The sequence below is a fragment of the Flintibacter sp. P01028 genome, assembly GCF_041925235.1.
GTDB classification, from domain to species: domain Bacteria; phylum Bacillota; class Clostridia; order Oscillospirales; family Oscillospiraceae; genus Lawsonibacter; species Lawsonibacter aceti.
In genome coordinates this window covers 1-13,929 of sequence record NZ_JBHEVC010000003.1, presented here as the reverse complement: position 1 = coordinate 13,929, position 13,929 = coordinate 1, and the positions used below count along the sequence as shown (strand labels likewise).

General features: G+C 52.5%; 12 protein-coding genes and 2 pseudogenes. All 14 read left to right on the top strand.

Annotated elements, in window-relative coordinates; translation table 11 throughout:
- Nucleotides 1-47 precede the first annotated feature (47 nt).
- Entirely contained in the window at nucleotides 48-683 is a 636-nt protein-coding gene (locus ACEVJK_RS06820; RefSeq protein WP_103900339.1) for a CHC2 zinc finger domain-containing protein, read from the top strand.
- Nucleotides 652-1,989 carry a virulence-associated E family protein gene (locus ACEVJK_RS06815; protein ID WP_180334953.1) on the top strand — a complete coding sequence of 446 codons (1,338 nt, stop codon included), beginning with the start codon at nucleotides 652-654 and terminating at the stop codon, nucleotides 1,987-1,989. The genes ACEVJK_RS06820 and ACEVJK_RS06815 overlap by 32 nt, the downstream gene beginning before the upstream one ends.
- A gap of 241 nt (nucleotides 1,990-2,230) precedes the next feature.
- Nucleotides 2,231-2,428 (top strand): hypothetical protein, encoded by a 198-nt coding sequence (locus ACEVJK_RS06810; protein ID WP_015544974.1) that lies wholly within the window; start codon nucleotides 2,231-2,233, stop codon nucleotides 2,426-2,428.
- A gap of 6 nt (nucleotides 2,429-2,434) precedes the next feature.
- Nucleotides 2,435-4,099 carry a recombinase family protein gene (locus ACEVJK_RS06805; RefSeq protein ID WP_108817230.1) on the top strand — a complete coding sequence of 555 codons (1,665 nt, stop codon included), beginning with the start codon at nucleotides 2,435-2,437 and terminating at the stop codon, nucleotides 4,097-4,099.
- Between the two features lie 89 nt (nucleotides 4,100-4,188).
- Nucleotides 4,189-4,272 (top strand): annotated as a pseudogene (locus ACEVJK_RS06800) (Maff2 family mobile element protein); the annotation flags it as partial.
- Between the two features lie 17 nt (nucleotides 4,273-4,289).
- A complete protein-coding gene (locus tag ACEVJK_RS06795) occupies nucleotides 4,290-5,159 on the top strand; it encodes a VirB6/TrbL-like conjugal transfer protein, CD1112 family (protein WP_105310323.1) in 870 nt (289 codons plus the stop codon).
- Nucleotides 5,160-5,175: 16 nt separating this feature from the next.
- Nucleotides 5,176-5,595 carry a PrgI family protein gene (locus tag ACEVJK_RS06790; RefSeq protein WP_105310322.1) on the top strand — a complete coding sequence of 140 codons (420 nt, stop codon included), beginning with the start codon at nucleotides 5,176-5,178 and terminating at the stop codon, nucleotides 5,593-5,595.
- Nucleotides 5,528-7,927 carry a VirB4-like conjugal transfer ATPase, CD1110 family gene (locus tag ACEVJK_RS06785; RefSeq protein WP_105310321.1) on the top strand — a complete coding sequence of 800 codons (2,400 nt, stop codon included), beginning with the start codon at nucleotides 5,528-5,530 and terminating at the stop codon, nucleotides 7,925-7,927. Before ACEVJK_RS06790 ends, ACEVJK_RS06785 begins: the two co-directional genes overlap by 68 nt.
- Before the next feature lie 60 nt (nucleotides 7,928-7,987).
- Nucleotides 7,988-8,428, top strand: a complete 441-nt coding sequence (locus ACEVJK_RS06780; protein WP_105310320.1) for a hypothetical protein — start codon at nucleotides 7,988-7,990, stop codon at nucleotides 8,426-8,428.
- A 71-nt stretch (nucleotides 8,429-8,499) separates the two neighbouring features.
- On the top strand, nucleotides 8,500-9,531 hold the full coding sequence (locus tag ACEVJK_RS06775; protein ID WP_105310319.1) for a DNA cytosine methyltransferase: 1,032 nt from the start codon (nucleotides 8,500-8,502) through the stop codon (nucleotides 9,529-9,531).
- The gene (locus ACEVJK_RS06770) at nucleotides 9,518-11,416 is read left to right on the top strand and encodes a CHAP domain-containing protein (RefSeq protein ID WP_153917615.1); all 1,899 of its coding nucleotides are present in this window, start codon (nucleotides 9,518-9,520) and stop codon (nucleotides 11,414-11,416) included. The genes ACEVJK_RS06775 and ACEVJK_RS06770 overlap by 14 nt, the downstream gene beginning before the upstream one ends.
- A gap of 25 nt (nucleotides 11,417-11,441) precedes the next feature.
- Entirely contained in the window at nucleotides 11,442-11,696 is a 255-nt protein-coding gene (locus ACEVJK_RS06765; RefSeq protein ID WP_105310318.1) for a DUF4315 family protein, read from the top strand.
- Nucleotides 11,686-12,402 carry a DUF4366 domain-containing protein gene (locus ACEVJK_RS06760; protein WP_105310317.1) on the top strand — a complete coding sequence of 239 codons (717 nt, stop codon included), beginning with the start codon at nucleotides 11,686-11,688 and terminating at the stop codon, nucleotides 12,400-12,402. Before ACEVJK_RS06765 ends, ACEVJK_RS06760 begins: the two co-directional genes overlap by 11 nt.
- Nucleotides 12,399-13,820: pseudogene (locus ACEVJK_RS06755) on the top strand (DNA topoisomerase); the annotation flags it as partial. The gene ACEVJK_RS06760 and the pseudogene ACEVJK_RS06755, both read left to right, overlap by 4 nt.
- Between the last annotated feature and the right edge of the window lie 109 nt (nucleotides 13,821-13,929).

Sequence of the window (13,929 nt, the reverse complement as noted above, 5' to 3'; positions counted from 1 at the left end):
TCTTTTCGAGAATGACAGGCGCTTTTCTTATTTTCAGGAGGATTTAGTTGAATGTATTTGAAGCTGTCAAGCAGTCTGTTACCACCCGGCAGGCTGCCGAGCATTTCGGAATCCGGGTGGGACGAAACGGGATGTGCGTCTGTCCCTTCCATGCCGACAAAAACCCAAGCATGAAGGTTGACCGGCGCTTTCACTGTTTCGGCTGTCAGGCAGACGGGGATGTGATCGACTTTGTTTCCCGTCTGGAAGCTGTCAGCCCCAAGGAAGCCGCCCTTATGCTGGCACAGGAGTTTTCCATCCCCTATGAGGACAAGGAGCCGCCCAGCCACAGGAAACCACCGCAGGAAACCCCGGAACAGCGGTTTCGCCGCATGGAGCGTTACTGCTTCCGGGTGCTGTGTGATTACCGAAACCTGCTGCGCCGCTGGAAACGGGACTATGCCCCCAACACACCAGACGAGGATTTCCACCCTTTGTTTGTGGAATCCCTGCAAAAGCAGGACTATGTGGACTATCTGCTGGATGTGCTGCTCTCCCCGGATATGGAGGAACGGGCAGCCTTTATCATCGACTGTGGAAAGGAAGTGAGCAATCTTGAAAGACGAATGGCAGAGCTTACCGCCGGAGATACGGCAAGCCGCAGAACAGACCATGCAAGAAGCACCGCCGTTCCGGAGCGTTGAGGAAGTCAAAGCCATGCTGGAAAGCACCGAGAAAGGCGGCGTCCGCAACAGTATCCGCAACTGCCTGACCGTCTTTCAGAATGACCCGCTGCTTTCCGGGGCAATCGCAAAAAATCTGCTGACCGAGCGAACCGACATCATCAAGCCCATCGGCTACCACCGTACCGGCACCGCCATCACAGACACGGATATGAACTATCTGCTCCTGTATCTGGAAGAAACATACGGGTTGACCAGCGAAAAGAAGATTGCCGCCGCCATCGGGATCGTTGCCAATGAAAATGGCTATCACCCCATCCGGGACTACCTGAACGGCCTGACCTGGGATGGAACCGAGCGTATCCGTACCTGCCTGCACCACTTTTTAGGAGCCGACAGCGACCAGTACACCTATGAAGCCCTGCGGCTGTTTCTGCTGGGAGCCATCCACCGGGCGTTTCATCCCGGCTGCAAGTTTGAGGTCATGCTCTGTCTGGTGGGCGGTCAGGGAGCCGGAAAATCCACCTTTTTCCGGCTGCTGGCCGTGAAAGACGAGTGGTTTTCCGATGACCTTCGCAAGCTGGACGATGACAATGTGTACCGCAAGCTGCAAGGCCACTGGATTATCGAGATGTCGGAGATGATTGCCACCGCAAATGCCAAGAGCATTGAGGAAATCAAGTCTTTTTTGAGCCGACAGAAGGAGGTCTATAAAATCCCATACGAAACCCACCCGGAGGACAGGCTGCGGCAATGCGTGTTCGGAGGAACTTCCAACGCCCTGGACTTCCTGCCCCTTGACCGTTCCGGCAACCGGCGCTTTCTGCCGGTCATGGTGTACCCGGAACAGGCGGAAGTTCATATTTTGGACGATGAAGCCGCTTCCAGAGCCTACATGGAGCAGCTATGGGCGGAAGCCATGACCATTTACCGCAGCGGGGATTTTAAGCTGTCTTTCAGCCCCGAAATGGTGTGCTATCTCAAAGAACACCAGCGGGATTTCATGCCGGAGGACACCAAGGCCGGGATGATCCAAGCCTACCTTGACCGCTACACCGGCAGCATGGTGTGTTCCAAGCAGCTTTTCCGGGAAGCCCTGAACCACCCCTTTGACGAGCCGAAACAATGGGAAATCCGGGAGGTCAACGATATTATGAACCATTGTGTCACAGGCTGGCACTACTTTTCCAATCCCCGGATGTTCCCGGAATACGGCAGGCAGAAGGGCTGGGAGCGTGAAGCCCCGGCAACGGATACCAGCAACGGAGCCGAAAAAATCCCGGAGGGATTTGTGGAGGTCACAGAGCAGATGGAGCTTCCTTTCTGAAAATCCCACCCCGTTGCCGACTTTGTTGCACTCCCGTTGCCAGGCTGGTTGCCGGGGAAAGCCCCGTAACTGCGGGCTTTTTCCCCTATCAGCAACCAAAGCAACAGAAAAATAAAAGAAAATATAAATTGTAACCAAACCGCCAGACAGAGATGGTTTTGAGGTTTTTTGAAGCCCGTTGCCGGACTTCGTTGCCGACCTTCTCCTTGTCTGGCTATTCTATTATGGAGGATAACTGCCTATGGCAAAAACGAAAACAGAGATTCATGTTACCACAGTTTTTGACGGCGAGCTGGACGCAGCGGATGTCTTTGTGAGCCTGATTGCCCAAAAATATGGGCAGAATACCGGCAAGGATAATCTTGCGAAAACACAAGATTTAGGATATAATAAAGACGAGGTTCAGAAGAACCGTGTTCCGTCTGGATTGTGCGGGTAAACGGTTATGATGAACGGATATGAATACACAGGCATGGACGCAATTCTGGCGGGCAGCTTCCGGGCGGCCATCTATTGCAGGCTTTCCAAAGACGATGACCTTGACGGGGAGAGCGCCAGTATTGCCAACCAGCGGGATATGCTGGAAAGCTACTGCGAAAAGCAGGGATGGGAGGTTGTGGCAGTCTATCAGGACGATGGCTACACGGGGCTGAACATGGAGCGCCCCGACCTGAAACGGATGTTAAAGGCCATCGAGCGAAGGCAAATAAATCTTGTGATAACGAAAGATTTATCGAGATTGGGCCGAAACTACTTGCAGACCGGCACACTGATCGAGGACTTCTTCCCCCGTCACGGCGTCCGCTATATCGCCATGAATGACGGTATCGACACCATGCGGGACAACAACGACATTGCGCCGTTTAAGAACATCCTGAACGAGATGTACAGCAAGGATATTTCCAAGAAGGTACATTCCTCGTATCTTCTGAAAGCCCAGCAAGGCCAGTTTACCGGCTGTGTGGCTCCCTTTGGGTATCGGAAAGACCCGGAGGACAAAAACCACCTGCTGGTGGACGAGGAAACCGCCCCCATTGTCCGGCAAATCTTCCTTTGGGCGCTGGAAGGACACGGCCCCAACTTTATCCGGCGCAGGCTGGAAGAACAGAAGGTGCCTTGCCCTACATGGTGGAACCGGGAACGGGGCTTCCGCAATGTCCGCACCAAATGGGAAAAGAAAGACCCGGAAAACGGGCGGTATATGTGGGACTTCTCCGTGATAAAAGACATCTTGATGAATCCCGTTTATACCGGGGCGATAGCTTCCCAAAAGAAGGACTACCGCTTCAAAATCGGCACCATTGGCGAGAAGAAGCCGCAGGACTGGATCGTGGTGGAGGAACGGCACGAACCGTTGATTGACAGCAAAAGTTTTGCCATCGTGCAGGACAAGCTGAAATCCCGCCAGCGCCCCCGGCAGGACGGGGAAACCAGCCTGTTTGCCGGGCTTATCAAGTGCGGCGAGTGCGGCAAGTCGCTGACCATCCGCACCACCCACGCCAAGCACCCGCAGCAGATTTATGCCTGTAAGACCTATGGGGCGTTCGGCAAGAACCACTGTTCCCAGCACCGGGTAGAGTACGACACCCTTTACCACCTTGTCCTGAACAAAATCCGGGAGTGCGCCAAGGCTGCCCTGACCGATGGGGAAGCCATTGCCGGGAAGCTGACCAACACCTGCGAAGCCGAACAGAAAGGCCAGCGGGAAGCGTTGGAGCGTTCCCTGACAAAAGACGAGGAACGGATTGAGGTTCTGGAAAAGATGGTGCTGCGGCTCTATGAGGACATGGTTGCCGGGCGGATCAGCGAAGCCAACTTCAATCTCATGCTGGACAAGACGCAGAAGGAACAGGCTGAACTGAAAGAACGGGTTGCACAGGGGCGCAAGAAGCTGGCTGATGAAATGCGGCTGGCGATGGACGCCAAACAATGGGTGGACGCCATTCAGGAATATGCCGACATCACGGAGCTGGACGCAGCCACCCTAAACCGCCTGATTAAAGAAATCGTTGTCCATGAACACATCGACAGCGATAAGACACGACACATTTCTATCGAAATTCACTTCAATCTCAAACCCATCCCGGAGGTGGAACAGGTCAAGGGCTGACCTGTCTACGCTGGGGCGGTTCTAAAACAATTCCATATATTTTTTGACACGCCGCCGCCCGCCATCGAGCAAGGTTTTACTCCTAATTAGGGATAAAACAGCTTATGGCGGGCGGCGGCGTTGCCCTGATCGGCATGACCCTTGTACCACTGCTTTCCGGCCTGTTCGGATAATGACGGAGGGATAACCTATGCAAAGCATACTCGACAAGCTGGCGGAGTGGCTCAAAGAGCTGCTCATCAGCGGGATACTCGGTAACCTGTCGGGGATGTTTGACACGGTAAATACCAAAGTGGGCGAGATCGCCGGGGAGGTTGGCATGACGCCGTCGGCATGGAACGGCGGCGTTTTCAACCTCATCCGGTCTCTGTCTGAAACAGTCATTATCCCCATAGCCGGTATCATTTTAACCTTTGTGATGTGCTACGAGCTCATTCAGCTTGTGATCGAGAAGAACAACCTGCATGATGTAGACACATGGATTTTCTTCAAGTGGATATTCAAAACCTTTGTGGCCGTGTTCTTAGTCACCAACACCTGGAATATCGTTATGGCGATCTTTGATGTGGCCCAGAACGTGGTAAGCCAGAGCGGCGGTATCATTAGCGGCTCTACCAGCATTGACCTCTCCACCGCCATCCCTGATATGGAGGCTCAGCTTGAGGCTATGGACTTAGGGCCTCTTTTAGGGCTGTGGTTCCAGAGCATGGTGGTGGGGCTCACCATGAATATCCTCTCCATCTGTATCTTCCTGGTGGTCTATGGCCGTATGATCGAGATTTATCTTGTAACCTCCGTGGGGCCTATCCCCTTTGCTACCATGAGCAACCGGGAATGGTCCAGCGTGGGGCAGAACTACTTAAAGTCTCTGATTGCTTTAGGTTTCCAGGCGTTTCTCATTATGATATGCGTTGGCATTTATGCGGTCCTCATCCAGGAGATTTCCACCGCCGACAACATATCCGCTGCCATCTGGGGCTGCATGGGATACACGGTCCTCTTATGCTTTACCCTCTTTAAGACCGGCAGCATGGCAAAGGGCATTTTCAGCGCCCATTAAAGGAGGTGTATGCTGATTGGCTTATGTGACCGTACCGAAAGACCTTTCCAAAATCAAAACAAAGGTATTTTTCGGCCTGACAAAAAGGCAGCTTATCTGCTTTACCCCGGCGGTGCTTTTAGGAGTGCCGCTTTTCTTTTTACTCAAAGAGTCTGCCGGGAACTCCACGGCGACCCTTTGCATGATGATGGTTATGCTGCCGTTCTTTCTGCTTGCCATGTATGAGAAAAACGGACAGCCTTTAGAGGTGATCTTAAAGCAGATGATCGAAACAAAATTCATCCGCCCAAAGAACCGCCCCTATCAGACCAACAACTTCTACGAGGCCCTGGCAAGGCAGCGTGATCTGGAAATGGAGGTGAAACGGATTGTCCAGAACAGAAAAAACGGCGGGAAAGGTAAAACTCACCGCCAGAGAGAAAAAGGCCGTGGATAAGGCCATCCGGCAGGCTAAGGGGGACGGAAAGCCCCATACTGCCCAGGACAGTATCCCTTTTGAGGTGATATACCCGGACGGTATCTGCAAGCTGCCGGGCAAATCCTATTCCAAAAGCCTTGCTTTTGACGATATAAATTACCAGCTCGCCCAGGCGGATGATAAGACAGCCACCTTTGAAAACCTGTGCGATCTGTATAACTACTTTGACGCTTCCGTGGGAGTGCAGCTCTCCCTTATCAGCCAGTATGTAGGCCGGGAGGAATTTGAACGCTCCATCGAGATCAGCGACCAGGGGGACAGCTTTGACAGTATCCGAAAGGAATATGCCCTCATGTTAAAGAACCAGCTCTCCCGTGGGAACAACGGTCTGGTGAAACGCAAATATCTGACACTCACCATCGAGGCGGAGGACTTAAAGGTAGCCAGGGCAAGGCTCTCCCGGATTGAGACGGATGTACTCAATCTCTTTAAGGTGATCGGTGCAGCCGCAAAACCTTTGAACGGCAAAGAACGCCTGCAGGTCCTCCACGGCCTCATGCACCCGGACGGGGAGCCGTTCTCTTTTGAATGGGACTGGCTTCCTAAGACCGGTCTCTCTGTCAAGGATTATATCGCCCCGTCCTCATTCCAGTTTGGAAACACAAGGATGTTCCGCATGGGGAAGAAACTGGGTGCGGTCTCTTTCCTGCAAATCCTGGCACCGGAACTCAATGACCGTATGCTGGCAGATTTCATGGAGGCACAGGACGGCCTCATGGTGACGCTGCATATTCGCAGTATCGACCACAACGAGGCCATCAAGACCATCAAGAGGAAGATCACCGATCTGGACGCCATGAAGATCGCAGAACAGAAAAAAGCGGTCCGGGCAGGTTATGACATGGATATAATCCCCTCCGACCTTGCCACTTATGGAGGTGAGGCAAAAAATCTCCTCCGTGATTTGCAGAGCAGAAATGAAAGGATGTTCCTGCTCACATTCCTGGTGGTGAACCTTGCGGATACCAGACAGAAACTTGAAAACAATGTGTTCCAGTCGGCAGGCGTGGCTCAGAAATATAACTGTGCCCTGACCCGCCTTGATTTCTGCCAGGAGCAGGGGCTTATGTCCTCTCTCCCTTTGGGACTGAACCAGGTAAATATCAAGCGGAGCCTCACCACTTCCAGCACCGCCATCTTCGTACCGTTCACCACCCAGGAACTTTTCCAGGGCGGCGAGGCGTTGTACTATGGGCTCAACGCTCTTTCCGGCAACATGATTATGGCGGACCGAAAGCAGCTTAAAAATCCCAACGGCCTTATCTTAGGTACACCGGGCAGCGGCAAGTCCTTCTCCGCTAAGAGGGAGATTACCAATGTATTCCTGGTGGCAAGTAAGAAAGATACTATCATCATCTGTGACCCGGAGGCAGAATACGCTCCCCTGGTGAACCGCCTGGGCGGGCAGGTGGTGAAGATTTCCCCTACCAGCAAAGACTATGTGAACCCTATGGATTTGAACCTGAACTACTCCGAGGATGAAAGCCCCCTGGCCTTAAAGAGTGACTTCATCCTTTCCCTCTGCGAACTGATCGTGGGAGGCAAGGATGGATTGCAGCCCATTGAAAAGACCATCATTGACCGGGCTGTTACCACCGTGTACCGTGGGTATCTGGCTGACCCCAGACCGGAAAATATGCCTGTCCTCGGCAATCTCTATGAGGAAATCCAGAGACAGCCGGAGCTGGAGGCTGCCCGTATCGCCGCCGCCCTGGAGCTCTATGTGACAGGCAGCCTTAACATTTTCAACCACCGCACCAATGTGGATATTCAGAACCGCCTTGTGTGCTTTGACATTAAGGAACTGGGGAAACAGCTTAAAAAGCTGGGTATGCTCATCATCCAGGACCAGGTCTGGGGCAGAGTCACCGAAAACCGGGAACTGCACGCCAACACCTGGTTCTACTGCGACGAGTTCCATCTGCTCTTAAAGGAGGAACAGACCGCCGCCTACTCCGTGGAGATCTGGAAACGCTTTCGTAAATGGGGCGGTATCCCCACGGGTATCACCCAGAACATTAAGGATTTGCTAGCAAGCCGTGAGATCGAGAACATTTTTGAGAACTCGGACTTTGTGTATATGTTAAACCAGGCAGCCGGCGACCGGGAAATCCTTGCAAAGAAACTGGGTATCTCCCCGCAGCAGCTCTCCTATGTGACCCATTCGGGACCCGGCGAGGGGCTGATCTTCTATGGAAACGTGATCTTACCTTTCGTGGACCGGTTCCCGCAGGATACGGAGCTGTACCGCATTATGACGACAAAGCCGGAGGAAGTAATTGACCCATAACTCATGCTATGATTTATAAATGAAAGGTGGTATAATATTTTATAAATTGGAGGTGGCAGAATGACTGTTGAAAATTGGATTGAATTATTAGTCCCTATAATAGGAATAGTGGTTGCGGCGGTATCCGCAGGATTGACATACTATTTTGCTAAGAAACAACAAATTGCAGCAGACGAAAGCCGCCTCAAAGAGAAATACTATTTGAATTACATTGAAGCTGTCAGCAATATTGTAGTTTCCGATAACTCGGAAAGTGCACGAGATCAGTTGGCAGACGCCCAAAACCAACTTCTTTTGATTGGAAGTGCCGAAGTAGTAAGTGATCTGATGATTTTTCATGACTATGTTAAGCCATCAAATTCTAAAAATTTTGTATCCGAAAAGCATGATAAGCTTTTGACAAATTTGTTAAAGAGCATGAGAAAAGATTTGTATAAGAGCAAAAAAGTCAATGAAGATTATCCCTTAATCCATTTAACAGGGAAATCACCTAAAAGATAATAATCTTTTGAGTAAGCGTTGCTGAAAATTCAGTAGCGCTTTTCTTATGCCCAAAATTAGGAGGTGAAACTATATCTACAAACAAATTAACCCATTTAAGCCTGTTCTCCGGTATCGGCGGCCTGGACCTAGCGGCGGAGGCTGCCGGCTTTGAAACCGTCTGCCAGTGTGAATGGGCGGATTATCCCTACGCCGTTTTAGAAAAGCACTGGCCGGACGTTCCAAAATTCAGGGATATAACGACTTTGACAAAGGAGGCATTTTTTGAAAAAACAGGACTTGAAACCGTCACGGTCATCTCCGGGGGCTTTCCCTGCCAGCCTTTCTCCACCGCAGGAAAACAGAAAGGCTTTGAGGATGAACGCTACTTATGGCCGGAGATGTGCCGGGTTATTACAGAACTTAAGCCCCGTTTCGTGCTTGGGGAAAATGTTGCTGGCTTCATCAATATGGGGCTCGACAAAACGATCTTTGACCTGGCAAAAGCGGGATACGCTGTTCTCCCATTCGTATTTCCGGCTTGCGGTGTCGGCGCATGGCATGAGCGCCAGCGAACTTTTATCATCGCGGCTGATGTTTCCTACGCCCCTTGCCTCCGACAAGGGAACCGTAAAGGACGCCCAAAGCCTGGATGTGTACCTGTCGGACAATGGGATTTTCCGCAAGAAGAACAAAAGCGGGGCAATCTGGAGCCTGCCCCTGTCGGCTGCGGTGTTCTACCTGACGCCGGTAGCCTCGGACGGGTTCCGCTCTACCCTGAAACCATCTGCCTACGACCCGAAAAAGAAGAACGGGAACCTGGCAGCCCAGGTGATCTTCCAGGAAAATCCCCTCTCGGACAAGGCGGCCTTAAACCCGGACTGGGTGGAATGGCTTATGGGCTTCCCGAAAGGATGGACGGAGCTGTCCTCTGGGACAGGGAGCCGGAGGGAGTGCCCCGCATAACGGAGCAGACCAAAGACCGGGCACTCCGCTTAAAGACCCTGGGGAATGCGGTCTGCCCTCCCCAGGCGTATCCGATCTTTCACTTTATGGCGGAGATACTGACCGGCAGGTGTAAAGAACATTGTATCTGGGAGGTGATGGAACATGAAACAGTATAAGCCCCGTGACAAGGTGACCCAGAAGATCACCCGTGAGGGTGCAGTCGAAGAAAACCAGACCACGGGCAAAAGCGAAAATATCAGCGGCAAAGAAAAGGAGGCGGATTTTTCCGGGAGGCTTCATTTTACCGAGGAAGATCGTGCCATGCCGGAACTGGACCGCTATATCCGCAAAGCGGAACAGGCGGCAGATAAAGCAGAGGCAGCCAGGGAGCGTATCCCAAAGAAGAAAAAGCTGACTCGTGAACGACTCTATGATGAGGCAAAAAGCAAAGGCAAAACGAAACTCCGGTTTAAGGAAGTGGAAAAGCCCATGTCGGAAGTCGAAAAGACAAACCCTGTTTCCCGTCCGGCTTCCCTGGCAGGCCGCATGATAACCGGCAAAGCCCACGGCAAAATCCATGAAGTGGAAAAAGAAAATTCCGGTGTGGAGGCTGGGCATAGTATCGAGCGGACCGGTGAGCGTGCTCTTTCCAAAAGTTCCGGCATGGCAAAGACCGCTCTCCGCAACCACCGTCTGAAACCCTACCGGGAGGCTGCCAAAGCGGAACGGGCACTCCATAAAGCCAATGTGAATTTCCAGTATCACAAGGCCCTGTCGGAGAACCCAAGCCTTTCCTCCAACCCGCTCTCCCGGTTCCTGCAGAAACAGAAGATCAAACATAATTACACTAAGGATGTGAAAAACGCTGGCAAAGCAGCCGGAAAAACCGGGCAGGCGGCAGACGCCGCTACAAAGAAAACCGCCCAGGCCGGAGAAAAAGGAGCCCGTTTTATTGCAAGGCATTGGAAAGGGGCGCTCCTGGTTCTGGCGATCGGGCTTCTTATCCTGGTCCTGGCCGGCGGCATTTCCTCCTGCACCAATATGGTGATCGGCGGCCTGGGTGCTGTCACCGCCACCTCTTACCCATCAGAAGAACAGGATATGAAAGAGGTGGAGGCGGCTTACACCGCTATGGAACAGGATTTACAGTATGAGCTTGATAACTATGAAAGCCTGAACCCAGGATATGACGAGTACCGTTTTGATCTGGACGGTATCCACCATGACCCTCACGAACTGGCGGCTTATCTTTCCGCTTACTTTGGCGGGGCCTACACCCCGGCGTCTGCACAAGGGCAACTCCAAACAGTTTTTGAACTGCAGTATGAGCTTACCGAAACGGAAACGGAGGAAATCCGCTACCGCACCGAAACAAGGATGGACACCTGGACGGATGAGGATGGAAATACCCATACCGATACTTACGAGGTGGAAGTCCCCTATACCTACTACATTATGACCGTGACCTTAAAAAACCACGGCCTTTTTCATGTAGCAGAGGAAACCCTCACCGCAGAGCAGCTTGAACTCTACCAGGCTTACCGGGACACCAGCGGAAATATGCCCCTGCTTTTTGGCGGCGGTTCTTTCGACACCAGCCCCTCCACCGATCTAAGCGGCGTGGAGTTTGTAAACGGCACCCGTCCGGGCAATCAGGAAATCATTGATCTGGCAAAAGCCCAGGTGGGAAATGTAGGCGGACAGCCTTACTGGTCCTGGTATGGATTTGACAGCCGTGTGGAATGGTGTGCCTGTTTTGTTTCCTGGTGTATCAACCAGGCAGGATACAGCGAGCCGAGGTTCGCTGCCTGTGCCTCCCAGGGCGTTCCCTGGTTCAAGGAACACGGGCAATGGGCGGCTGGAAACTACACGGATGTAGCCCCCGGTGATGTGATCTTCTTCGACTGGGATGGCGGCGGTTCCGACCATGTAGGTCTTGTGATCGGAACAGACGGGACCAATGTTTATACCGTGGAGGGCAACAGCGGCGACGCCTGCAAGATCAAGAGTTACCCTCTTAACAGCCAGTATATCCACGGCTACGGTCTGATGAACTGGTAACAAATTTCAGAAAGGATGATATTTTATGGCGACGATTGAGAAATACAGAAGTGAGATTGAAAAGGCGAAAGCCAAGATCGGCGAACTGCAGAAAAAGGTTCGTGACCTGGAGCAGAAGATCGCCGAGGAAGAAAACCTGGAGATTGTCCGCATGGTTAAGGCAGTCAAGATGGACCGTGGAGAGCTGTCTGCTTTCCTGAAAGCCTATGCAAGCGGTGAGATCACCCTGCCGGAGGGGGATTACTCCGGGGATACGGAGGAAACCGAAGATGAAGAATAAGAGATTTTTCAGGAAGTTCCTGGTACTGGCAGCCGTTATGTTCTCCATGACGGCTTTTTCTGTGACCGCCTACGCCGGAGGTGGAGAGGCGGTAGAACCCCCGCCTGCAGAAACACCCCCGCCGCAAACGGAAACCACACCGGAGCCCGTCCCTCTCACCCCGGAGGGCAATCTGTCCCTGGTAGATGATATAGAGTCGGCTGGCAGTGAGGATAAACAGTTTATCACCGTTACCAGCAAAAGCGGCAATACCTTTTACATTATCATTGACCGGGCGGCGGATGGAAAAAATACGGTCCACTTTTTGAACCAGGTGGATGAGGCGGACCTGCTGGCTCTCACCGAGGGCAAAGAACCGCAGACACAACCGGCAGTCTGCACCTGTGCAGAAAAATGCGAGGCCAGCAGCGTGAAGATGGACTGTGAAGTCTGCAAGAATGACCGTTCCGGCTGTGTAGGCAAGGAACCGGCAGCCGAAGAACCTAAGGAGGAACCCAAAGAAAAAGGAGGGCTTAATCCTGCCCTCATCCTCCTGCCCCTGCTTCTGATCGGCGGAGGCGGTGCGTTCTATTACTTCAAGTTCATAAAGGATAAGTCCTCCACCAAAGGGAACGATGATCTGGGGGAATATGACTTTGAGGATGAATATGAGGATACCGAGGTTGAGTATCTGGACGACACACCAAAGGAGGATGAAAGCGTATGAAACTGATTATCGCTGAAAAACCCAGTGTAGCGGCGGCTTATGCCGCTGCCCTGGGTGCAAAGAATAAGAAAGACGGATACCTGGAGGGGAACGGTTGTCTGGTGACCTGGTGTATCGGGCACCTGGTATCCCTTGCAGAGGCCGGAGCCTATGAGGAACGCTATAAGAAATGGAACTATGAGGACCTGCCTATCCTGCCGGAAGTCTGGCAGCATGTGGTATCCCCCGGAAAGGAAAAGCAGTTTTCCATCGTAAAGTCCCTGATGGAGCGCCCGGACGTGAAGGAGCTGGTGAACGGCTGTGACGCCGGGCGTGAGGGAGAACTGATCTTCCGTCTGGCGGTGGAAATGGCCGGCTGCACAAAACCTGTCTGGCGGCTCTGGATTTCCTCTATGGAGGATACGGCTATCCGGGAGGGCTTTTCCCACCTGGAGCCGGGCAGCCGCTATGAACCGCTGTACCATTCGGCCCTGTGCCGTTCTAAGGCGGACTGGCTGATCGGTATTAACGCCACCCGTCTTTTTTCGGTCCTCTACCATAAAACCCTGAATGTGGGACGGGTACAGACACCTACCCTGGCAATGCTGGCAGAGCGTGACGGAAAGATTATGCTCTTTCAGAAAAAGAAATACTACCATGTACGCCTTTCCCTTAATGGCCTGGAGGCAGTAAGCGACAGGGTGGACGAAAAAGAAAAAGCGGTATCCATGCAGACGGCTTGCCAGAACGGGCAGGCCGTTTGTGTTTCCCTGGAACGGGAGAAAAAGACGGTAAAACCGCCAAAACTTTATGACCTCACCACCTTACAGAGAGAGGCCAACCGCCTCTTTGGGTTTACCGCCAAAGAGACCCTGGACTACGCCCAGGCGCTCTATGAGAAAAAGCTGCTGACCTATCCGAGGACGGACAGCCGGTATCTCACCGGGGATATGGCGGAGACTGTTTCTGCGGTTGCCAGACTGGCTGCAGGGCTGCCCCTGTTTTCCGCCGTTGGTGGATTTACTCCTGATGTGGCGGCGGTGATCTCCGATAAGGATGTATCCGACCACCACGCCATCATCCCTACTTTGGAGCTGGCAAAGCAGGAGGTATCCTTACTCCCTGCCGGGGAGCGGAACCTGTTTATCCTGGTCTGCTGCAAACTTCTTTGTGCATTGGCAGCACCCCATGTATATGAGACCGTTTCGGCGGTGTTCACCTGTGGGGAGCATACCTTTACTGCCAAAGGCAAAGAAGTTGTTTCTCAGGGATGGAAAGAGATCGAACGGCTATTCCGTTCCTCTCTGAAAGAGAAACCAGAGGATGATCTGGAAGATGTGGCAACTCTCCCGGCACTCTCCCAGGGGCAGATATTCGACCATGTGGCCGCCACGATAACGGAGCATTTCACCACGCCGCCCAAACCTTATACGGAAGATATATGCTGTGAAAGGGGGATAAGAAATCACCTATAGAAAGGAGCGTTCCCATGAAACCCAAGAAATTAGGCAACGGTAAAATCACCGCCCTTTATGAGAGATTGAGCCG